Source organism: Methylobacterium sp. FF17, assembly GCF_025813715.1.
GTDB lineage: Bacteria > Pseudomonadota > Alphaproteobacteria > Rhizobiales > Beijerinckiaceae > Methylobacterium > Methylobacterium flocculans.
Genome location: NZ_CP107532.1, coordinates 1848956 through 1869648, shown reverse-complemented (window position 1 = coordinate 1869648; position 20693 = coordinate 1848956). Strand labels below are relative to the sequence as shown.

Here is a 20693-nt window from a genome sequence, read left to right as displayed (position 1 = left end):
CGCTGGTGATCCCGCGCGCTGCGGATGTCCGTCGCCGCGCACGGGACCGGCACCCGTGTGACGGTCATCGTCGCATCCCCTCGTGCCCGCCTCAGCCCACCACGCCGAGGCGCCCCTCGATCGCGTCCCAGACCGAGACCGCGAGATCCGGCCCGCCGAGGCGCTTGATCGCCCGGATACCGGTGGGCGAGGTCACGTTGATCTCGGTGAGGTTGCCGTCGATGACGTCGATGCCGACCAGGATGAGGCCACGCCGACGCAGTTCGGGGCCGATGCTGGCGCAGATGGCGCGCTCGCGCTCGGTGAGGTCGGAGGCCGTCGCCGCCCCGCCACGCACCATGTTGGAGCGGATGTCGTTGAGAGCCGGGACGCGGTTGATGGCACCCATGGGCTCGCCATCCACGAGGATGATGCGCTTGTCGCCCTCGGTGATGCGCGGCAGGAAGCGCTGCACCACCCACTGCTCCCGGAACGTCACCGAGAACAGGTCGAACATCGAGCCGAAATTCGCGTCCTCCGGCAGCACCCGGAACACTGCCGCGCCGCCATGGCCATGCAGCGGCTTCATCACGATGGCGCCGTGCTCCGCCCGAAACGCCTCGATCTCCGCTTTGTCGCGGGTGATCAGGGTGGGGGGCATCAGTTCGGGAAAGTCGAGGACGAACAGCTTCTCGGGCGCGTTGCGCACCTCCGAAGGGTTGTTCACCACCAGGGTGCGCGGGTGAATGCGCTCCAGCATGTGGGTGGCGGTGATGTAGGCCATGTCGAAGGGCGGATCCTGACGCATCAGGACCACGTCGACACCCGACAGGTCGATCCGCTCGGGTGCACCGAGGGTCGCGTGCGCGCCCTCGACATCCTGCACGCGGAGGGCCTCGACCCGCGCGGTGACGGTGTTGCCCTGCATCGACAGGCGGTGGGGCGTGTAGTGCAGGAGCCGGTGTCCCCGTGCCTGCGCCTCGAGCAACAGGGCGAAGGTGGTATCCCCGGCGATCCGGATCCCCTGGATCGGATCCATCTGCACCGCGACGGTCAGGGCCATGCTCTCACATCTCCGTCCTGGAACCGGCTCCGATCGTGGCGGGGCACGAGGCCCCGCCCTTCATCCCGGACCCGACCTACTTCTGCGACTTGCCGCCCGTGCGCCGGTCGTAATCGCCGATGGCGCTCTTGCATTCCGGCGAGAGGCGCGAGCGGTTGCGATCCATGCAGCGCTCGGCATCCTGGCTGTTGGGATCGACGCCGGCGCAGAGCCGGAAATAATCGTTCGCGCAACCCAGTTGAAGGCCCTGATCCTCGCGCTGGGCCTGGGCGGGGCCCGCCGCCAGCAACAGCAGGGCGAACGGCGCGACCGTCAGGGCCTTGCGGAGGCCCAGGACCGGGCGGGTGGGTCGTGCGGTCAACACGCGCATGCTGCGGCGTCCTTCGTTCGGGATGAAATGGCTTCGAGGTGGATGGGGCGGGGAGACGTCGCGTCGGCCTCTTCCCGGAGGACCTCGGCATATCGGGCGCGCCCCGCCCTTAGCAAGCGTCCGGGACGCCGGGTGTTCCCGCCAACGGCGCGGCCCCGTCAGGTGGAGCCAGGTCGACGCGCTCAAAAAAGCCCCGCTCGCCAGGCGAGCGGGGCCGAGTGCAAGGGAGGAAATGCCCGCCATGGGCAAGCATCCCCCATGCAAAAGGCGCGCCAGCACATGGAAGACCCGGCGTGGCCTGAATGTCACGGTCTGAAGCGCCTCCACAGGGACAGGGCGGACGGCAGCGCTGGCAACTTTCCGTTAACCACGCCGTGCTGATGTCCGAGGGCTCCCCCGCGACGCCGGTACGGCCCGGAGGCGGGGGCGGCGAGCCCCGATGACGGATCGCCCCAGAGGATGAATGGGATCGGAACAGAGCCGATGAACCCTGACAGGTCGCCACAGACGAGGGGCAACGAGCGCCCTTCCGAGCGTCCGACGGCCACCGTCGTGACCTTCCCCGCCACCGGCCGCCGCTTCCGCCGCCAGGATGCGGACGCCCCCCGCGGCGCCATCCTGTTCTTCACGGGGATCCGCTACGAACGGATGCCCGAGACCGAAGCCGCGCCGCCGCGTCTGCGCCGTCGCTCCTGACCGGACCGGCGCGTACCCGCATGTCGCCCGCTTCCGAAGCCGGCCGCCCACGCGCCAGCCGATCCGTCGCAGCGCCCCTGGTCCTGCTGGCCCTGCTGGCCGGGTGCGCGCAGGAGGGAGATTTCGGCCGTCCGAAGCCCGGCGCCTGGAACAGCCTCATCGACACCACCGGAACCCTCGCCGCGCGCGGGCGCGACGAGCCGTCCTCGGATTTCCCCTTCACGGATGAGGAGCGGATCCTGCGCGACCGGGCCTGGCGCTTCCTGATGCCGGCGGCCGGGCGGGACGCCTTCACCGACGGACTGGCCAACCTCACCCGAAGCCGCCTCCTGCCGCCCGCCTGGCGCCCGTCCGATCCATCCGCCTACCACGATACGCTGATGGGGGAGGATTTCCGTTCGCCGGTCTCGCGCTATCGACGCCTGTCGGAGGATATCGGCACCGATGCCCGGCTGATCCCGCAATTCGTTGCGCTGGCGGCGCGGGTGAAGGAGGCCGATGCCTTGCGCCTGCGCAGCCTGCCCTTCGTCAAGACTCTGGATGACCACGACATCCACCACGCCGCCATGCGGGTAGCCGAGAATCGCTGTCTGATCGCCTGGGTCCGCCTAGAGACGGGCTTGCGCGCCGCCGGCTATCGCTACGCCCTGGAGCATCTGCTGATCGAGGCGCCCGGACCGGAGGCCGTGCTGGCGGAACGCACGCTGGCGGCCCTCGACGGCCGCCGTCCCCTCCTCGACCCTCTGGTCCCCCCGGAGGCGGAGGTCCGCTGCGGCCTCGTGCCGGAGGTGGAAGTCGAGACGGTTCGTAAGACGGTCGCCGCGAAGCCGATCGTCGCGAAGTATTGAACCCGTTCAGCCGCCGGGCTTGGCCTCGTCGGCCGGGCTGTCGACGGTACAGGAAACGGCCTGGACCGCCGCGTCGGCGGCCGGGCGCTGGCTCGGCAACCCCGCGATCACCCGCACCACCACGTAGCCCCGGGTGTCGGGCGCAACGATGCGGACGTCATGGCTGACCTCGTCCTCGTCGGCATTGGCCAGCGCCTCGTCGTACTGGGTGCGGGTGAGCACCACGAGGTCGAGGGCGCCACGCACCGCCGCCTGGTCGGTCACCGCGTAGAAGGCGCCCCGGCGCCCGTGCACGGCCAGCGACATCATGAGCGGACCCGTGCGGGCGGAGACCCGCATCGGGCCCTCGGTGAGGTCGTAGGCGCAGAGCCCCACCGCCACGGCGGGGTCGGGAATCGAAAGCCCATCCTCGGCGGCGGGTGCCTCGCCGCCGGCCACGGTGCTCACCGGCATCGGATGGTCGAGCGATTCGCTGGAGCGTGCCCGCGACAGGGCATCGGCCTCCGACAGGCGCGGGATCAGCAGGACCACGCCCACATGGACGAGGCCGGCAAGCACCAGTCCCGACAGGGTCGCCAGGAGAAAGCGTCCGCGTGGGCTCATGCGGCGCATCCGGTGCGGGTGATGGCCGGGACGGCCGAGCGGTCGAGGTTGCCCGCGCTCGCCGCCACGGGGGTGTCGTAGAGGCGCAGGGCCAGGCGCACGGGGCCCCGAGCGCGCGGCATCGGCAACCAGTTGCCCGGCTGCACATCGGGCGAGAGCGCGATCACGAAGCGACCGTCGGTCTCGCGCAGGATCTCGGTGGCAGTGAACCCTACGCGCGTCAGCACGGAGCCCGGATCGCGGACACCCCGCCCCGCCACCGTCACGGTCCAGGCCCGGGCGGGGGGCGTCACGCCCGCCACCGTGTAGGAGCAGGCCGCATCCAGCGGCCGGCCGGCATCGTCCTGGTCGGCGGTGAGCAGCATGCCCTCTCCGATCGTCAGGGGGATCTCGCCCCGCCGGGCATTGACCGCGCGGGCATAAGGGTCGGCGCCGGGCGCCCCGACCCGGGGCCAGGCCGTCCAGGCGCCCACTCGCACGCCCCCGAAGGGATAGCCGCCCCGGGTGGCGTAATCGGCGGTGGCAAGTCCGATCCCGGCGCCCAGCGCCAGGGCGTAGAGGACCAGCGTGACGGTCGAGGCCCGCCGGATTCCACCGCGCAGGGCAGCGGCCACGTGTCGGCCGGACCCGAGTTGCTCGGAGCCGAACCCCTTGGGGCCTTGAGGGCCGGGACCCGCGCGTGGGGCCTCGGGCGGTGGGGTTCGGGTCGGGGTGCGCAACCGCGCGACCGTTTCGGCCAATCTCATGCGCATGCGTGTCGGTTACGGCGTGCCGATGCGGCCGTCGACCGCCCGCGTCCCGTCCGCGACGGCGCCCGGCACGCGCGCCGGACGGAACGCGGAGGATTTCTCGACGGCCTTTTCGGAGGCCTTCTCCACCTGACGGAACAGGCCGTTCATCGCACCGATGACCTCGAAGGAGCGCCGCGAGAGCTTGCCGGCCGCACTCGCCGCTGCATTGACGGGCGCGGCACTCGGCCCCGACTGGGCCACCGCACGACCCGGATCCTTGAGGCCGGGCATCGGTTTGAGCTCGATACCCTGGTGAGCGACCTCCATCACGTCGTGCCAAGCCATGGCGGGCAGCGATCCGCCGGTCATCTTGTTGGTGGAGGTGTGGTCGTCGTTCCCGAACCAGACGGCGCCGACGTAATTGCCCGTGTAGCCGACGAACCAGGCGTCGCGATAGGCGTTCGTGGTGCCGGACTTGCCTGCCACCTTGATGCCTTCCAGGGCCGCGCGCTTGCCCGTGCCCTCCTCCACCACCTTGGTGAGCATGAAGTTCATGTCCCCGACCACCTGGGTGGAAAGCACCTGTTCCACCCGCTCGTCGGCGTGGCGGTAGATCACCTCGCCGGACGAGTTCTTCACCTCCATCGCCGCGTAGGGCTTGGCCTTGCGCCCACCATTGGCGAACACGGCGTAGCCGGCGGCCTGATCGATGACGTTCACCTCGGCCGAGCCGATGGGAAGCGAGACCGAGTCGGTCAGCTGCGTGGTGATGCCCATGGCATGCGCCGTCTCGATGATCTTCTTGCGCCCAGCCGCCGCCGCCCGGGCCTCGTGCGAGATGCCCATGGCCTTGCCCAGCGCGATCGAGACCTGGATCGGGATGGTGTTGATGGATTTGGCCACCGCCACGGTGAGGCTGGTCGCCCCCGAGAAGGAGCGCCCGTAATTCTGCGGACACCAGTTGCCGATGCAGACAGGCCGGTCGACCACGCGGGTATCGGGCCGGTAGAGGCCGGCCGCGAGCCCGGCGGCATAGACGTAGGGCTTGAACGACGAGCCGGGCTGGCGGAGCGCATCGGTGGCGCGGTTGAACTGGCTCTCGCCGTAATCGGCGCCGCCGACCATCGCGCGCAGCGCCCCGTCCGGATCGAGGATCACCATTGCGGCCTCGTCCACCTCGTACTGGTCGCCGAGGCGGCGCAGGGTCCCCTGCACCACCTCGTCGGCCCGGCGCTGGATGGTGAGGTCGAGGGGCGTCTTTACGGTGAGCACCCGGTCGCTGCGGAAGCGCCCCGCATCGGCCATCTGCTTGATCTCGCCGAACGCCCAGTCGAGGTAGTAATCGGCCGTGATGTCGCGGGTGCGGGTCACGGGGGTCGCGGGGTTGCGCAGGGCCGTCTGGATCTGCCCCTCCGTGACGAAGCCGGCCTCCACCATGTTGTGCAGCACGTCGGCCGCGCGGGCGCGCGCCGCCGGCAGGTTCACGTGGGGGGCGTACTTCGTCGGCGCCTTGAACAGGCCGGCGAGCATCGCGGCCTCCGCCAGGGTGATGTCCTTGAGCGGCTTGCCGAAATAGTAGTCCGCCGCCGCCACGGCGCCGAAGGTGCCGCCGCCCATATAGGCCCGGTCGAGGTAGAGCTTCAGGATCTCGTTCTTGCTGAGGTGGCTCTCGAGCCAGAGGGCCAGGAACGCCTCGTTGATCTTGCGCTCGAGGGAGCGCTCGTTGGTGAGGAACAGGTTCTTGGCGAGCTGCTGCGTGATCGAGGAGCCGCCCTGGGTGTTGCCGCCGCCGCGCGAGTTCGAGACAAGCGCGCGCGCCGTGCCGATCGGGTCGATGCCCCAATGCTCGTAGAAGCGCCGGTCCTCCGTCGAGACCAGGGCCTTGATCATGATGTCGGGGAAGTCGTCGAGCTTGAGCGAGTCGTCGTGCTTGATGCCCCGCCGTCCGACCTCGGTGCCGTAGCGGTCGAGGAAGGTCACCGCCAGATCCTGGGCCTTCAGCCAGTTGTCGCTGGTCTGGTTGAAGGCGGATTGGGCGAGCGCCAGCATCAGCACGGCGCCGGCGGTCCCGATCGTCACGCCTTCGCTGGTCAGGTCGAGGGCGACGCGTTTCCAGCCGCGCACGGCGAAGACGTTCATGCGCTCTTGAAAGCGCTCGTAGGTCTCTCCCGCCGAGCGGCCACTGTCGTACAGGCTCGCATTCACCCAGGCGTCGAAGCCGAGGGCGGCACGCTTGATGCGCGTGGTGATCGAGGTCGCTTTGGGCAGGCGCACCTGTATTCCAGTCCTTCGAGCACCCGGATCCGGCACGTCGCCGGGCCCGCCGATCCTAAGCCGGTTCGCATCCCCAGGCCAACGCGTCACCCGGCTCAGCGTTTTGCCGTGACGCGGGTTTCTGCCGCAAGACTGGCGACCACGTCCCCGACACCTGCTTAGCAAGCCCTGCATCCCGCCGCGAGGCTTCGTTGAGGAGAACGCCGCCTCCGGAGCCGGCGTCCCGCCGCCCCAGGCAACAACCTCTTCTTAACCTTGACGCCGGATTGGGGCAGGCCGGCGGCGCGGCGGCCTTGACTTTCCGTCAGCCCCGGAGCCGGCAACGCTTGCTCCCCGCGTTCCGTTGCGGCACAGGGGCGGTTCACCCGGATCCCTCGCCGCTTCCAGCCCAAGGTGTTCCCCATGCGGGACCGCTCGGCCGCGCGTTTCCCGACGCCGCAGGCTTTCCCCGACACAGTGCCGCCCGCGACGCGGCGCCCTGATCCCACCGGCACCGCCGAACCCTTCTGGCGCACGAAGAGCCTGGAGGCGATGTCGCCTGCCGAGTGGGAGAGCCTCTGCGACGGCTGCGGCCGCTGCTGCCTCCTCAAGCTGGAGGACGAGGACACGGCGGAGGTCTACCACACCGATGTCGGCTGCACGCTGCTCGACGGCCATGGCTGCCGCTGCCGCGACTATGCCCGGCGCCAGAAGCGGGTGCCGGATTGCGTGCGCCTGACGCCGGAGGCGGTGCGCACGATCCCGTGGCTGCCGCCGACCTGCGCCTACCGCCTGGTCCGCGAGGGCCGGGACCTCCACGACTGGCACCCTCTCGTCTCGGGTCGCGCGGCCAGCGTGCACGAGGCCGGCATCTCCGTGCGCGGCCGGGTCTCCGGGAACGAGGAGGAGTTTACCGCCGACGAGCTCCTCGACCGGATCGTGACCTGGCCCAACCGCACGCCAGAGACCGAGGACGACGCGGACTGAGCGGGCCTCAGGCCTCGAACATCGACGGGACGGGATCCTCGGCGACGATCCGGCGGGCCTCCGCCGCATCGCAATGCATGCGGGCGATCAGGGACTCCGCCCCGTCGAAACGCTCCTCGCCCCGGATGTAGCCCAGGAATTCCACCGCGATCGCCTGGCCGTAGAGGTCGCCCGCGAAGTCGAACAGGTTGACCTCGAGGAGCGGCGCCCCATCGTCGAAGGTCGGGCGCCGGCCGTAGCTCGCCACCCCGTCCTTCACGGCGCCATCGGGCAGACGCACCCGGACCGCGTAGATGCCGTGGGCGAGCCCGCAATCGGAGAGCACCACGTTGGCGGTGGGGTAGCCGAGGGTGCGCCCCCGCTTGTCGCCGTGGCGCACGTCGCCCGAGACGAACCAGCGGTAGCCCAGCAACGCGTTCGCCCGTGCGATCACGCCCTCGGCCAGAGCCGCCCGGATGGCGCTCGACGAGACCGGCTCGGCAGTTGCGTCGAGGGCGACGGGGGGGATGACGCGACAGCTCAGGCCCGCTTCCGCGCAGAGCGCGGCGAGCACCGCCGGGGTGCCCTCTCGGCCCCGGCCGAAATGGAAGTCGTGCCCGATGACGACGCCCGCCACTCCGAGGTCACGCACCAGCAGCCCCTCCACGAAATCCCGCGCCCCGGTGCCCGCCAGCGTCGCGTCGAAGCGCCGGACGATCAGCCCGTCGAGACCGAGATGGGCGAAGACGATCTCCTTGGCCTGCGCGTCGGTGAGGCGGAACATGGGCAGGTGCGGCGCGAAATAGGCGCGCGGATGCGGCTCGAAGGTGAGCGCCACCGCCGGACGCCCGGCCGCCCGCGCGGTCTCGCGCACGGCCGCGATCAGCGCCCGGTGACCGAGATGCACCCCGTCGAAATTCCCGATCGCCGCGATGGCGCCCGCGATGGCCGGAGGCACCGCCTCGTCCGCGCGGCAGATCGTGAAGGGTCGCGCGCGCGGGGATGCGGCGGACGGGACGGCGGGTTCGTCGCCAGACGGCATCGGATCTCGGGCGTTCGCGGGGTCGGGGCTGTGGCGGCGGAACCTGTCGAAAACCGTTCAGGGGGTCAAGCGGGCGGAGGTTACGGCCGGCGTGACGGTGGACGTCCCACGCCGCCGGGCCGCCGCCGCGCGACGTCCGACATAGAGCAGCAGCCCCGTCACCAGGAAGAGCGGCATCAGCAGTGCGGCGACGAGGAAGATGGGCGGCCCGAGCACGCCGAAGAAGCGGCCGCTATGCACGTCGAGCATGTTGCCGGCGATGCGGACGCCGAGGGACCGCTCCCCCCCGACCTCGCGCACGAGGATACGCCCGCTGGCGGCCTCGATCCGGGTGTCGTCCCGCCAGCCGTTCCGATTCTCGGAGCGGATGCGCACGGGGCCGGACACACCTGCCGGGAGCAGCAGGGTCGCACGGGTGAACTGCCCCGCATCCGCCGTCCGGAAGGCCGCCCAGGCCGTGTCGAGGGACGGCGCCCCGGGTCCGCCGAGGCCCTCGTCCTTCCGGCCGGGCTTCCCGGGTGCCTCGCTCCCCCCAGCGGCCCCTGGCCGCGTCTCTGGGCTTGCCGGCGGCTTCTCCTGGGTTGCTGGCGGCTTCTCCTGGCCTGCCGGGCGCTTCTCCTTACCTGCAGCAGGCTTGCCATCCGCCATCCGGGCGATGGTCTCGCCCCGCGTCAGGAATGCGGTGACAACCTCGCGATACCCGTCGTAGGACCACCACAGGCCGCTCAGAGCGATGACGAGGTAGACCGGCAGCACCCAAGTGCCGGCGACCGAATGCAGCGACCAGTAGGTGGGCCGGCCCCATTGGCGCAGATTCGGCTTGAGCCAGATGCGCAGGCTCATCACTTTCGGCCAGCGCAGGTAGAGCCCCGTGCAGAGCAGCACGAGGAGGGCAATCACGCTGGCACCCGTCAGCGTCCGACCCCAGCCCTTGCCGTCCCCCGGCAGGAGCAGCCAGCGATGCAGGCGCCGGATGGTGGCGAAGACGTCCTCCGTCCGTGCCGCGCCCCGTACCGTGCCATCATGCGGGTCGAGATAGAGCGAGGGAGGGCGCTGGCCCGTGCCGGGGTCGCGCCCGAGGCGGACCATCACGGCCATGCCGGGCCCGGCCGAGAGGGTGAGGTTCGCCACGCTCTCGGGGCGCTGGGCCCGGAAGCGGGCGAGGAGCGCGTCCGGCCCGAGCACCTCCTCGGAGCGCGCGGCGACGTGGATCAGGTCCGCGTCGATGATCTCGCCGATCGCGTCCTCGTAGCTCAGGAGCGCCCCCGTCACCCCCGCCACCGCCAGGATGAGGCCAGCCCCCAGGCCCAGCAGCCAGTGAAGCCGGAACAGGACGGCGCGCAGGCGCTTCACCATGACACCCGCGCGGTCACGAGGGCCTGGAACGGCTCACCGACCGCCACCAGCAGGTTGCTGCCGCCGGAGGAGGAATAATAGGTGCGGTCGAACAGGTTCTTCAGGTTGAGCTGGAGCGTGGTCGGCAGGCCGTTCACCTGGGTGTTGTAGGCCAGGAACGCGTCGCAGACGACGTATTCGGGCAGCTTGAAGCTGTTGGCGGCATCCCCCGGCCGGGCGCCGACATAGCGCGCGCCGAAGCCAGCCTCGAGGAAGCCCGCACCGAAGCGCGTCGATCCGAACTCGACGGCCTCCGCCACGGCGCCGAACTGGTGGGTCAGGAAGGCCGAGGCGGTGACGCGCGGGGTGTTGAGCAGCTGCTTGCCCACCAGCAGAGGATCCTTCGTGACCTCCGCCTGGGTGAAGGCGTAGCTCGCGATCACCGCCCAGTCGGGCAGGATCTGGCCGGCGACGTCGAGCTCGAACCCGCGCGAGCGCACCTTGCCGGCGGTGCTCGCCACGGTGCTTCCGTTGACGACCTGCGTCACCAGCACGTTCGACTTGTCGATGTCGAACATCGCACCCGTCACCGTGAGCCCGGCGGCGATGTCGGCCTTCACGCCGACCTCGAAGGCCTCGCCCTCCTCGGGCGCGAGGGCCCCGACGATGGTGGCCAGCGACGTGTTGGGTTTGAAGGATTGCGAGTAGCTGCCGTAGAGCGAGAGGTTGGGGGCGAGCTTGTAGACGAGCCCGACCCGCGGCAGGACCCGCACACCGTCGATGTCGGTATAGGCCACCGCCGGGGTGCCCTTGGCGCCGAACTGGTCGAAGATCTGCGTGCTGAACCCGGCCACCAGGATCCACTGGTCGGTCAGGTGCAGCGAGTCCTGCAAATAGAGGCTGATAGTCGACAGGCGCTCGCGCAGGTTGCTGTCGGCGGCCGAGATCACCGGCACGGTGGAGAGGGTTCCGTAGACCGGCCGGAATGGATTGAAGCCGGTCCGGTTCGCCCCCCGGATGATGTAGGAGCGGCCATAGTCGATGTTCTCGTAGGTCACGCCCGCCAGGAGGTCGTGGCGCAGGCCGAAGGTGTCGAAGCGGCCCGTCAGGTCGAGGCGGGCGACATGGGCGTTGAAGTCGGCGTCGCGAGTGCCGTCGGCCCGGCGGGTGAGAAGGCCGGTGGCCGGAAAGTAGGTGACCGGCCGGATCTGGTTCTCGTCGTAGCCGAGATGCGAGTAGCTGTAGCCGAAGTGGAGCTTCCAATCGGCGTCGAAGCGGTGGTCGACGTCGAGGGTGGCGAGATGGCTGGTGGCCTCGTGCTGGCTCGATCGCTCGTCGAAGCGTCGGCTGCGCGGTACGGCCAGGGGCCGGCCCGTGCGCGGGTCGAAGATGGTGCCGCGATCGTAGGGCACCCGGTAGTGGCTGAATTCGTAGCCCACCGTCACGGTGGTGTCGTCGCCCTTCCAGGTGAGCGAGGGCGCCACCACCTGCCGGCTCAAGTGCCCGAAGTTGCGCCAGTAATCGTAGCTCTGGATGTCGGCCACCATCCGGTAGGCGAGGTTGGTGCCCTCGATCGGTCCGGTGAGATCGCCCTGCACGAGGCCGCCGCCGAAGCTGGTGCTCGTGAGGTTGAGCGAGCCGTGGGACGTGAATTCAGGCCGCTTCGAGACGAGGTTGATGAGCCCGCCCGGGTCGGTGATGCCGTAGAGGAGCGAGGCGGGACCTTTCAGCACCTCCACGCGCTCGATGGCGTAGCTGAAGTTCTGCTGCAGGACCGTGCGCCGACCGTCGCGCAGGATCGAGTCGTCGCGGAACGTGCCGAATCCGCGCCGGACCACCGCCTCCTGCGTGCCGCCGACGTTGTTGGTCTGGGCGATGCCGCTGACGTTGCGCAGGGCCTCGTCGAGGGAGATCACGCGCTGGTCGCGCAGCACCTTGGCGGAGACCACGGCGATGTTGGCCGGCGTGTCGAGGATCGCGGTGTCGGACCCGGCACCGAAGGTCGAGCGCTTCGGCTGGTAGCCGATGGTGGCGCCCCCGTCACCGAGGCCCGCGATGCTGAGTTCTTCGAGGGTGACGCCAGACCCCGGCGTCGCCTGCGCGAGGGCCGCACCACCGGAGAGCAGCCAGAGGGCGCTACCGGCCAGCCGACGATGCCGGGAGGAACGGGACGGTTGCGTGGGGCGCGGCATTTCGGCTCTCGGACGACAGGGAAGCTTCGCCGTAGTGCGCCGCATCCAAGGTCGCAAGGGGAACGCAAAACATTAGAATCGATAAAATCGGGAACAATACTTTGAATCACCCGACATTCGATGATTTTCGTCAACACAAAGGATTTCCGATATTGAACGTCCGGGCGACACGGGTGGCTGCCCCGATCGCGGGCGAATCCGGAGTTGGGGATGTCATCGGGGGATCTGTCCGGAGCCGTCCTGTCCGGCGTATCCGCAGGCCCCAGGGATCGTCCTCCCGGTCACACCAACATCATGATCACACCAAGTATTTAAAGTTTATACCCAAGCAATACGATACATCAAACACGCCGTAATTACGAATGTTACTCAGAACCAATAAATTATTACCATAAACAATAGAAAACCGGCACGCGCAAATACCAATTTAACGTAATATATAAATATTCTACCATCGAATTCTAAAAGATGAACTCATTCAATATCCTCACACTCGCGCTTAGAACAATCTTGTTTTGGTCCAATACATATTCCGCTAAATTTCATGAATCTAATCTGTATTCGTACCTGAATTCAGCACCGTTCCATGTTGAACGAAACCACGTCGGGTTCGCCCGCGATGGATGCCCTCCTTGAGGTCTGGGCGGAACATCGCAAGCTGCCGACGAGGACCCGACACGGATCGTCCCGCCCGCCACGGGGGCCGACGCGCGTCGGCCTTGACCGGACGTGGTCGCGCTCCCATTCCCTGGGCGCATGGACAGCTCCGGCCCCCACCATCTCTGGCGCCCCTACACGCAGATGCAGGGGGCAGCCCCACCGCTGGAGGCGGTGCGCACGCATGGGTCGCGCATCGTGCTCGCCGACGGGCGCGAACTCATCGACGGCATCGCCTCATGGTGGACGGCGGCCCACGGCTACAATCATCCCCACATCCGCACCGCCGTGGCGAGCCAGTTGGAGGCGATGCCGCACGTGATGTTCGGGGGGCTGACCCACGCGCCGGCGGAGCGGCTCGCAGCGCGCCTCGCGGCGCTGCTACCGGGCGACCTCGACCACGTCTTCTTCACCGATTCCGGCTCGGTGGCCGTCGAGGTCGCCCTGAAGATGGCCGTGCAGATGTGGCTCAACCGGGGGATCCGCGGCCGCACGCGCATCCTGGCGTTCCGCGAGGGCTATCACGGCGACACCCTCGGGGCGATGTCGGTCTGCGACCCCGACGAGGGCATGCACCGGCGCTTCGGCGCCTACCTGCCGGCCCAGGTTTTCTGCGACCTGCCCCGGACGGCGGCGCAGGTCGCCGCCCTCGACGCAACGCTGGCCGCCGAGCGCGAGACCCTGGCGGCCGTGATCGTGGAGCCCCTGGTCCAGGGGGCCGGTGGGATGCGGATGCACGCCCCCGACGTGCTGGCGACGGTGGCACGCCTCGCCGGACGGCATGGCCTGCCCCTCATCGCCGACGAAATCTTCACGGGATTCGGGCGTACCGGAACCCTGTTCGCCTGCGAGCAGGCGGGCATCGTGCCCGACATCCTCTGCCTCTCGAAGGCGCTGACCGGGGGCACGATGGCGCTCGCCGCCACCGTCGCCACGCGCGGCGTGTTCGAGAGCTTCCTCTCCGACGATCCCGCCGCGGCCCTGATGCACGGACCGACCTTCATGGCGAACCCGCTGGCCTGCGCCGCCGCCAATGCCAGCCTCGACCTGTTCGATCGGGAGCCGCGCCTGTCTCAGGCCGCCGCCATCACGGACGCCCTGGCGGAGGGCCTCGAACCCTTGCGCGGCCTGCCCCATGTCGCCGACATCCGGGTCCTGGGCGCGATCGGCGCGGTACAGTTCCGGCACGCTCCGGATCTCGCCGACCTGAAGCGCCGCTTCCTCGCGCGCGGCACCTGGGTGCGCCCCTTCGGCGACATCGTCTACCTCACGCCGGCCCTTACCATCGCGCCCGACGACCTCGCGCGACTTCTCGATGCGATGCGCGCTGTGGTCGGGCAAAGCGGGTCCTGATCGCTGCGCCGGCTCGCGTGGCGCGCGGTGCAACCCGCGCCCCCGTCGCTCGTTGGGGTACGTGGCACCGGCCTCGCGCCTGTGACCGTGTCGCGCGAAGCTCCGCGCACAAGGCGCCGGTCACGACGCTCTGGGCGGGGCCCGCCGCCAATCAGGCTGGAGGGTGCATCGTGGTGGATGAGGCGACGAACGCGAACGATGATCGGCCGGTGATCCTTCTCGTCGAGGACGAGGCCCTGACGATCATGGATCTGGGCGACGTGCTCGAGAATGGCGGTTACGAGACCGTGCAATGTGCCTCCGCCGAGCGGGCGCTCGGCATCATCCGGGCCCGACCCGACATTTGCGGCCTCATCACGGATGTCGAATTGTCGGGGAAGACCAACGGCTTCGAACTCGCCACCGCCGTCTCTGAGGCCCGTCCGACCCTGCCGATCGTCATCGTCTCGGGCCGGGCCGCGCCCGATCCGGAGCGGATGCCGCCGGGCGCGAAGTTCATTTCGCGCCCCTGCACCGGCGAGGACATCCTCTCGCAGTTGAAGGGGCTGCTGCCCTGCTGAGAGACCGGGTCCGCCACGGCGGACCGATTCAGGCGGACGCGGTGCCCCGTGCCCGCCACCAGGCCACCGTATCGTCCAGGCCGCGTGCACCCGCGAAGGCTGGCCGGAAGCCCACCGCCTCGGTGAGGATGCGCGTCTCCGCCTCGATCACCGGAGGCTCCATCGCGCCGAGCGTGCGGGCGCCGTAGGCGAGGCGTTCGGCGCCTCCGATCCGGGTGGCGAGCCCGTCGAGAAGGGCGCGGACCGGCATGGCCGCCCCGGAGCCGATATTGACAGGCCCCGTCACGTCGCTGGCCACCAGCGCGGCGAGCGCGGCAGCAGCGTCCGCGACATGAAGGAAGTCCCGGCGCTGATGGCCGGGGGAGGTCGGGAACACCGCGCCGGTCATCAGGGCGTGGATCGCATCGGAGACGAGGCGCCCGCGTCGCTCGCCCGGGCCGTAGAGATAGAACAGGCGGCCCCAGGCGAAGGTGACGCCTTCGGTATCGGCATGAGCCGACAGGATGCGTCGCGTGCCGTCCTTGGCCGCCCCGTAGAGGGTCGCGGGCCGGCACGGGGTCGTCGCCTCGTCGAGGCGGGGCGCGCCCCATTCGTACTCGGCGCAGGTGCCGACGCCGACGAAGCGCCGCCCACCCGCCGCCGCGAAGAGCCGCGCGAGGTCGAGGCTGGCGGCGACCCAGTCGAGGTTGGTCGGGGACGTCCAGTACCGGCCCGGCTCGGCATCCCAGGCGAGGTGCAGGATGTGGGTCGGACGGACCTCGTCGATGAGGGCGCGCCGCGCTTCGGGAACCAGCAGGTCGACGGAGCGGATTCGCGGATCCGCCCCTGGCGCGCGTCCGACGCCGTGAACCGCGAAGCCGCGCGCGGCCAGGGCCGGCAGCACGTGGCGACCGACGAAGCCGGTGGCGCCGGTGACGAGAACGCGGCCGCTCACCGCTCCCAGTCCGGATAAGCGAGGTCGCGTTCGGCGATCAGGGTGACGGGCTCGGGCCAGGCCACGCGCAGGGCGGGGTCGTTCCAGCGCAGGCCGCGCGCGCTGCCGGCCACGTAAGGCCGGTCGATCATGTAGAGCACCTCCGCCCCGTCGCTGAGCGCCTGGAAGCCGTGGGCGAAGCCCGCCGGGACGTAGAGGGCCTGCCGGTTGGCGGCGCTGAGTTCGGCGCCGAACGCCTGGAGGTAGGTGGCGGAGCCGGGGCGCAGATCGACGATGACGTCGTGGATCGCCCCGGCGGTGCAACGCACGAGCTTCGTCTCCGCGTGGGGCTCCACTGAGAAGTGCAGGCCGCGCACGGTGCCGCGCCGGGCGTTGAAGGAGATGCTGGACTGGGCGAAGGCGCCGGTCAGCCCCAGTGCCGCGAAATCCTCCACGCAGGCGGTTCGGGCGAAGAACCCCCGCTCATCGGCGTGGGGCTCGGGGCTGACGCGGAAGGCGCCTGCGAGCGGCAGGGCTTCGAAGACCATCGCTTCAGAATACGGTCAGACGTGGGATCGCGGTGACGAAGCGCCCGCCCCAATCCCGAATGGCGGTCATCTCGGAGGCGATCTCGTCCTTGAGGTTCCAGGGCAGGATCAGGACGCAGTCCGGCCTGAGGGCGAGGAGCGCGTCGGGCGAAACCACCGGGATGCGGCTGCCGGGGAGCTGCGTCTCCTGCTTGTGCGGCGAGCGGTCCGCTACCGCCCGCACCAGTTCGGGGCCGATGCCGCAATAGTTGAGGAAGGTGTTGCCCTTGGCCGCCGCCCCGTAGGCGCAGACCGTCCGGCCCGCCTCACGCTCGGCGATCAGGAAGCGGAGCGCGGCGCACTTGATGTCGGCCACCGCCTGCCCGAAGCCCGCATAGCCCGCCGGCTCGAAGAGCTGCGCCGACCATTCGCTGAGCACGACCTGCTCCAGGGCCGGGGTCGGAACGTGGGCGGCCCCCTCGTGGCAGGCGAAGACCCGCAGCGAGCCGCCGTGGGTCGGCCATTCCTCGACATCGAACACCCGCAGGCCGTGCTGGCGGAGAAGGCCGATCACCACCCCGAGGGAGAGATACGAGAAATGCTCGTGGTAGATCGTATCGAACTGGTGCTGCTCGAGCATCCGCAGGAGGTGGGGGAACTCGAAGGTGGCCACACCCTCGGGCTTCAGGAGGATGCGGAAGCCGGCTACGAAATCGTGGAGGTCGGGCACGTGGGCGAGCACGTTGTTGGCCGCCATCAGGTCGGCCGCGTGGCCCGCGGAGTGAAGGCGGGTGGCCGTCTCGGCTCCGAAGAACGCGACCTCGGTGGGAATCCCCCGCGCGCGCGCCACCGCCGCGACGTTGGCGGCCGGCTCGACGCCGAGGGCGGGAATGCCGCGCGCCACCACATATCGCAGCAGATAACCGTCGTTGCTCGCCACCTCCACGACCTTGCTGTCGGCGCCGAGGTCGAAGCGCGCCTGCATGGCGGCGACATAGGCCTCCGCATGGGCGAGCCAGCCCGCCGAGAAGCCCGAGAAGTAGGCGTAATCCGAGAAGATCGCCTGCGGCGTCTCGAAGGCTTCGAGCTGCACGAGGAAGCAGGTCTCGCAGACGAAGGCATGGAGCGGGTGGAACATCTCGCCCCGGTTCGCCCGCTCCGCCGGCACATAGGCGTTGGCGAGCGGCGACAGCCCGAGATCGACCAGGCTCCGATCGAGGCGCGCGCCGCAGAGACGGCAGGTGCGGAGTGCGGTCACGCCGGTCAGGCTCCCAGGGCTTCGTAGGCGCCGATCTGCGCCAGGGTGAGATCGCGGGCGCTGGCCCCCGTGGCCTCGGCCCGGTACCAGGCGGCGGTCCAGGCGAGCGCCGCGTCGAGGCGCAGGCGCCGGTCCCAGCCGAGATGGGCCCGGGCCTTGGCGGAATCGACCTTGAGGAAGGTCGCCTCGTGCGGGTGGATCGCCTCGGAGAGGTGCCACAGGGCCTCCGGACCCCAGCCCTGCGCGAGTTCATCGACGATATGGGCCACGGGCCGGCAATCCTCGTCCGCCGGGCCGAAGTTCCAGGCCTCGGCATAGCGGGCGCCCGCCTCGCCGCACAGGCATTCGGCGAGGCGCAGGTAGCCGCTCAGGGGTTCCAGCACGTGCTGCCAGGGACGGGTGGCGTGCGGCGCGCGGATTTCCACGGACTCGCCCCGCGCGAAGGCCCGGACGAGGTCGGGCACGAGCCGGTCCTTCGACCAGTCGCCGCCGCCGATGACGTTGCCCGCGCGCGCGGTGGCGAGACGGCAATCCCGCTCGGCGAGGAACGAGGCGCGGTAGGCCGCCGCAACGAGTTCGGCGCAGGCCTTGGAGCTGCTGTAGGGGTCGTGCCCCCCGAGGGCCTCGGTCTCACGGTAACCGTAGGGCCATTCGCGGTTCTCGTAGGCCTTGTCGCTCGTCACCACCACGACCGCGCGCACGGAGGGTGTCGCCCGTACCGCCTCCAGCAGGTGGGCGGTGCCCATGACGTTGATGGCGTAGGTGGCGAGCGGTTCCTGGTAGGAGGCCCGTACCAGGGCCTGCGCCGCCATATGGATGACGATCTCGGGCGCGGTCGCCGCGAGGGCGTCGCGCACGGCGCCCGCATCCCGGATGTCGACGAAGTGCGAGTCGAGGCCGGAGTCGATCTGTGCTGCCGCGAACAGGTTCGGCGTCTCCTCCGGGGCGAGGGCCAGCCCGCTCACCCGCGCGCCCAGACGCTCCAGCCAGAGGCAGAGCCACCCGCCCTTGAAGCCGGTATGCCCGGTGACGAGCACCCGCCGCCCGGCCCAGAAGGCGGGATCCGGGTTCGGGTCGCGGGTACGCGGCAGGGGGAAGGGCGAGGGCTGCACGCTTCGATCGGTCTCCGGTGGCTTGACGCGTCGTCGGCGGATTTCAGGCGGATCTCGAGACTACCAGCACTTCCAGGGCGCGGCATCGCCCGCCCAGAGGGCTTCGAGGTGGTTCTTGTCGCGCAACGTATCCATCGCCTGCCAGAAGCCGGAATGGACGAAGGCCGCGAGTTGCCCGTCGGCGGCCAGACCCTCCAGCGGTTCGGCCTCCCAGACGGTGGAATCGCCTGCGATCCGATCGAGGACGCTTGGCGAGAGCACGAAGAAGCCCCCGTTGATCGTCGCACCGTCGCCCGCCGGCTTCTCACGGAAGTTGCGGACCGCCCCGTCCTCGATTTCCAGGGCGCCGAAGCGGCCGGGCGGCGTCACCGCCGTGAGGGTGGCGAGCCTGCCATGCGCCCGGTGGAAGGCGGCGAGCGCCGTCAGATCCACGTCGGCGACGCCATCGCCGTAGGTCATGAAGAAGTCCTCGTCACCGAGGTACTCGCGCACGCGCTTCAGGCGCCCGCCGGTCATCGTGGTCTCGCCGGTCTCGATCAGCGAGACGCGCCAGTCCTCGGCGGTGCTGCGGTGGAAATCCACGTGGCCGCGCCCGACGTCGATGGTGACGTCGGACAGGTGCAGGCGGTAGTTCAGGAAGAACTCCTTGATGACGTAGCCCTTGTAGCCGAGGCAGATCACGAACTCGCGCACCCCGTGGGCGGCGAAGATCTGCATGATGTGCCAGAGGATCGGGCGACCGCCGATCTCCAGCATGGGCTTGGGACGCGTTACCGTCTCCTCGGAGAGGCGCGTGCCGAGGCCGCCTGCGAGGATCACTGCCTTCATGGGGCCTGGATAGTCCTTGGGCGGTTCCGGGTCGGATCGTGACGGGGGCGAAAGCCTCCAGGGCCTGGAGATCGCAATCCCCGGAAGGACGGTGCGCAGGACCGTCGCAAGGCTTAGTCGAGGGGTCCAGCTTCGTCCAGGCAGCCCATCAGGCCGGGCCGATGAACGGCGTGCCCCCTGCAGAGGCGCTTTCGAGTTGAGAATCGGACGCCGGTCCATCGCTGTCATGCCAGCTTCACATGCGCGGGCCATGCCCCACCGGGCGGCGCGGCCCTGCTTGCGGCGAGGTTGCACCTTGCCCGGTGACCCCGTTTGCCGGTGGACGCACCCGGATCGACCGGCGCGGGGGCATCGCCCGCACGCTATCGTATCGAAGAGGATGGACAATGCGGGCGGCGGACGAGCGCGTGAGGGCCGAACCCGGCGAGGGCTCGGCCGGCGCCGCGATGGACCCATGCCCCAGGGCTTTGAAGGGCGACGGGGGGCCCGAGCGAACCATGACGAAGTCCGACAAGCGCCTGCGCCCACCCGGCGCCAAGAGCGTCGGCTGGGCCCTGGTCCAGGCCGCGCGCCTGCATCGCTCCCGGATCGGCGACCGGCTCGCCGCCCTCGACCTCTTCGCCGGCCAGGAGCAGGTGGTTCAGGCGCTTGCGGCGGCCGGCACCATGACGATGGGCGACCTTGCAGCGACCCTGCGGGTGCGCCCGCCCACCGCCTCGAAGACCATCTCGCGGCTGGCCGCCCTCGGCTTCGTCGAGCGCCGGGCCGAGGCCGGCGATGGCCGCATCGTGCGCGTTCGCCTCACCGAAGCGGGCCTCGCCAAGGCCGCCGCCATCGAGCGCCTCTGGGACGAGGTCGAGGCCGAACTTCTCGACGGCTTCGACGGCAAGGAGAAGCGGCGCCTGCGCAAGCTGCTGCGGAAGGTGGCCCGCAACCTCGCGGATGTTTCAGGCGTCAGCGGCCACGAGGTCGAGGGCGATTCCGACCTGGACGAAGACGAATCCGACCTTCTCGCGGTGTCGGACGCCCCGTAGCGCCATCAGCGCAGACGGAACGGCTCGAGGCGGCCCGTCGCGCGGCGCTGGTCTGCGAGGCGGGTCTGCGCCTGGGCTGGAGATGGGCGGGCCGGCGCCACGGTCGCCGCCGGCGCCCCTTGCTTGCGGGTCATCCCCGAGCCGGCATGCAACCGACGGCCTGAGCGGCGCGTGCTCCTCCGCGCCCATCGGAGCGCGAGGTTTGCGGCGATCCGGTCGAGCAGCAACAGGAGTGCGGACAGGAGGATCGCGATGGAGCAGGCTACGCCGATCACGAGCCCCCAGATCCCAGGCGCGGGCACGGCCATCAGACTGATCAATCCAACGCTCGCCAGCATGGGGATCGCCCTTGCCATATTAGCCACCCCCGTAT

20 protein-coding genes are annotated in these 20693 nt (G+C 69.9%); 6 read left to right on the top strand and 14 right to left on the bottom strand.

Annotated elements, in window-relative coordinates; translation table 11 throughout:
* Window positions 1–91: 91 nt before the first annotated feature.
* Complete coding sequence (gshB, locus tag OF380_RS08615; RefSeq protein WP_264050353.1) at window positions 92–1042, bottom strand: glutathione synthase; 951 nt, start codon at window positions 1040–1042, stop codon at window positions 92–94.
* Window positions 1043–1118: 76 nt separating this feature from the next.
* A complete protein-coding gene (locus OF380_RS08610) occupies window positions 1119–1412 on the bottom strand; it encodes a hypothetical protein (protein ID WP_264050352.1) in 294 nt (97 codons plus the stop codon).
* A 483-nt stretch (window positions 1413–1895) separates the two neighbouring features.
* On the opposite strand from OF380_RS08610, the gene OF380_RS08605 reads away from it, so the two are divergent.
* The gene (locus tag OF380_RS08605; protein WP_264050351.1) at window positions 1896–2108 is read left to right on the top strand and encodes a hypothetical protein; all 213 of its coding nucleotides are present in this window, start codon (window positions 1896–1898) and stop codon (window positions 2106–2108) included.
* Between the two features lie 20 nt (window positions 2109–2128).
* Entirely contained in the window at window positions 2129–2956 is an 828-nt protein-coding gene (locus tag OF380_RS08600) for a hypothetical protein (protein ID WP_264050350.1), read from the top strand.
* 6 nt (window positions 2957–2962) lie between these two features.
* Here OF380_RS08600 and OF380_RS08595 read toward each other — a convergent pair whose 3' ends face one another.
* The 3 genes from OF380_RS08595 to OF380_RS08585 form a co-directional block, all read right to left on the bottom strand.
* Window positions 2963–3559: a DUF1254 domain-containing protein gene (locus OF380_RS08595; RefSeq protein ID WP_264050349.1), complete on the bottom strand. Its 597-nt coding sequence runs from the start codon at window positions 3557–3559 to the stop codon at window positions 2963–2965.
* Complete coding sequence (locus tag OF380_RS08590) at window positions 3556–4173, bottom strand: DUF1214 domain-containing protein (protein WP_264050348.1); 618 nt, start codon at window positions 4171–4173, stop codon at window positions 3556–3558. Before OF380_RS08590 ends, OF380_RS08595 begins: the two co-directional genes overlap by 4 nt.
* A gap of 147 nt (window positions 4174–4320) precedes the next feature.
* Complete coding sequence (locus OF380_RS08585; RefSeq protein WP_264050347.1) at window positions 4321–6564, bottom strand: transglycosylase domain-containing protein; 2244 nt, start codon at window positions 6562–6564, stop codon at window positions 4321–4323.
* Window positions 6565–6966: 402 nt separating this feature from the next.
* On the opposite strand from OF380_RS08585, the gene OF380_RS08580 reads away from it, so the two are divergent.
* On the top strand, window positions 6967–7530 hold the full coding sequence (locus OF380_RS08580; protein WP_404810558.1) for a YcgN family cysteine cluster protein: 564 nt from the start codon (window positions 6967–6969) through the stop codon (window positions 7528–7530).
* 7 nt (window positions 7531–7537) lie between these two features.
* On the opposite strand, the gene OF380_RS08575 is transcribed toward OF380_RS08580, so the two are convergent.
* From OF380_RS08575 to OF380_RS08565, 3 genes are read right to left on the bottom strand one after another with little or no spacing between them, the layout of a single operon-like run.
* Complete coding sequence (locus OF380_RS08575) at window positions 7538–8551, bottom strand: bifunctional riboflavin kinase/FAD synthetase (RefSeq protein ID WP_264050346.1); 1014 nt, start codon at window positions 8549–8551, stop codon at window positions 7538–7540.
* 57 nt (window positions 8552–8608) lie between these two features.
* Complete coding sequence (locus tag OF380_RS08570) at window positions 8609–9907, bottom strand: PepSY-associated TM helix domain-containing protein (RefSeq protein WP_264050345.1); 1299 nt, start codon at window positions 9905–9907, stop codon at window positions 8609–8611.
* Window positions 9901–12078 carry a TonB-dependent siderophore receptor gene (locus OF380_RS08565; protein ID WP_264050344.1) on the bottom strand — a complete coding sequence of 726 codons (2178 nt, stop codon included), beginning with the start codon at window positions 12076–12078 and terminating at the stop codon, window positions 9901–9903. The genes OF380_RS08570 and OF380_RS08565 overlap by 7 nt, the downstream gene beginning before the upstream one ends.
* A 756-nt stretch (window positions 12079–12834) precedes the next feature.
* On the opposite strand from OF380_RS08565, the gene OF380_RS08560 reads away from it, so the two are divergent.
* Both OF380_RS08560 and OF380_RS08555 read left to right on the top strand, forming a co-directional pair.
* Window positions 12835–14088 carry an adenosylmethionine--8-amino-7-oxononanoate transaminase gene (locus OF380_RS08560; RefSeq protein WP_264050343.1) on the top strand — a complete coding sequence of 418 codons (1254 nt, stop codon included), beginning with the start codon at window positions 12835–12837 and terminating at the stop codon, window positions 14086–14088.
* A 245-nt stretch (window positions 14089–14333) separates the two neighbouring features.
* Window positions 14334–14648, top strand: coding sequence for a response regulator (locus tag OF380_RS08555; protein ID WP_264051251.1), 315 nt, complete (start codon window positions 14334–14336; stop codon window positions 14646–14648).
* Window positions 14649–14676: 28 nt separating this feature from the next.
* Here OF380_RS08555 and OF380_RS08550 read toward each other — a convergent pair whose 3' ends face one another.
* The 5 genes from OF380_RS08550 to rfbF are packed head-to-tail and all read right to left on the bottom strand — an operon-like array spanning window position 14677 to window position 19286.
* Window positions 14677–15582, bottom strand: coding sequence for an NAD-dependent epimerase/dehydratase family protein (locus OF380_RS08550; protein WP_318784554.1), 906 nt, complete (start codon window positions 15580–15582; stop codon window positions 14677–14679).
* Window positions 15579–16109 carry a dTDP-4-dehydrorhamnose 3,5-epimerase family protein gene (locus tag OF380_RS08545; protein WP_264050342.1) on the bottom strand — a complete coding sequence of 177 codons (531 nt, stop codon included), beginning with the start codon at window positions 16107–16109 and terminating at the stop codon, window positions 15579–15581. The genes OF380_RS08550 and OF380_RS08545 overlap by 4 nt, the downstream gene beginning before the upstream one ends.
* Window positions 16110–16113: 4 nt before the next feature.
* Window positions 16114–17346, bottom strand: coding sequence for a class I SAM-dependent methyltransferase (locus OF380_RS08540; protein WP_264050341.1), 1233 nt, complete (start codon window positions 17344–17346; stop codon window positions 16114–16116).
* A 5-nt stretch (window positions 17347–17351) separates the two neighbouring features.
* Window positions 17352–18458 (bottom strand): CDP-glucose 4,6-dehydratase, encoded by a 1107-nt coding sequence (gene rfbG, locus OF380_RS08535; protein ID WP_264050340.1) that lies wholly within the window; start codon window positions 18456–18458, stop codon window positions 17352–17354.
* A 60-nt stretch (window positions 18459–18518) separates the two neighbouring features.
* Window positions 18519–19286, bottom strand: a complete 768-nt coding sequence (gene rfbF / locus OF380_RS08530; protein ID WP_264050339.1) for a glucose-1-phosphate cytidylyltransferase — start codon at window positions 19284–19286, stop codon at window positions 18519–18521.
* 497 nt (window positions 19287–19783) lie between these two features.
* Here rfbF and OF380_RS08525 point away from each other — a divergent pair, with 497 nt between their 5' ends.
* Entirely contained in the window at window positions 19784–20320 is a 537-nt protein-coding gene (locus OF380_RS08525; RefSeq protein ID WP_318784553.1) for a MarR family winged helix-turn-helix transcriptional regulator, read from the top strand.
* Between the two features lie 5 nt (window positions 20321–20325).
* Here OF380_RS08525 and OF380_RS08520 read toward each other — a convergent pair whose 3' ends face one another.
* Window positions 20326–20628 carry a hypothetical protein gene (locus OF380_RS08520; protein ID WP_264050338.1) on the bottom strand — a complete coding sequence of 101 codons (303 nt, stop codon included), beginning with the start codon at window positions 20626–20628 and terminating at the stop codon, window positions 20326–20328.
* Window positions 20629–20693: the final 65 nt, after the last annotated feature.

Coding starts and splice junctions, on each gene's coding strand:
- gshB (WP_264050353.1), bottom strand. CDS start 1,042: ATGGCCCTGACCGTCGCGGTGCAGATGGATCCGATCCAGGGGATCCGG.
- OF380_RS08610 (WP_264050352.1), bottom strand. CDS start 1,412: ATGCGCGTGTTGACCGCACGACCCACCCGCCCGGTCCTGGGCCTCCGC.
- OF380_RS08605 (WP_264050351.1), top strand. CDS start 1,896: ATGAACCCTGACAGGTCGCCACAGACGAGGGGCAACGAGCGCCCTTCC.
- OF380_RS08600 (WP_264050350.1), top strand. CDS start 2,129: ATGTCGCCCGCTTCCGAAGCCGGCCGCCCACGCGCCAGCCGATCCGTC.
- OF380_RS08595 (WP_264050349.1), bottom strand. CDS start 3,559: ATGAGCCCACGCGGACGCTTTCTCCTGGCGACCCTGTCGGGACTGGTG.
- OF380_RS08580 (WP_404810558.1), top strand. CDS start 6,967: ATGCGGGACCGCTCGGCCGCGCGTTTCCCGACGCCGCAGGCTTTCCCC.
- OF380_RS08575 (WP_264050346.1), bottom strand. CDS start 8,551: ATGCCGTCTGGCGACGAACCCGCCGTCCCGTCCGCCGCATCCCCGCGC.
- OF380_RS08570 (WP_264050345.1), bottom strand. CDS start 9,907: ATGGTGAAGCGCCTGCGCGCCGTCCTGTTCCGGCTTCACTGGCTGCTG.
- OF380_RS08565 (WP_264050344.1), bottom strand. CDS start 12,078: ATGCCGCGCCCCACGCAACCGTCCCGTTCCTCCCGGCATCGTCGGCTG.
- OF380_RS08560 (WP_264050343.1), top strand. CDS start 12,835: ATGGACAGCTCCGGCCCCCACCATCTCTGGCGCCCCTACACGCAGATG.
- OF380_RS08555 (WP_264051251.1), top strand. CDS start 14,334: ATGGATCTGGGCGACGTGCTCGAGAATGGCGGTTACGAGACCGTGCAA.
- OF380_RS08545 (WP_264050342.1), bottom strand. CDS start 16,109: ATGGTCTTCGAAGCCCTGCCGCTCGCAGGCGCCTTCCGCGTCAGCCCC.
- rfbF (WP_264050339.1), bottom strand. CDS start 19,286: ATGAAGGCAGTGATCCTCGCAGGCGGCCTCGGCACGCGCCTCTCCGAG.
- OF380_RS08525 (WP_318784553.1), top strand. CDS start 19,784: ATGACGAAGTCCGACAAGCGCCTGCGCCCACCCGGCGCCAAGAGCGTC.
- OF380_RS08520 (WP_264050338.1), bottom strand. CDS start 20,628: ATGGCCGTGCCCGCGCCTGGGATCTGGGGGCTCGTGATCGGCGTAGCC.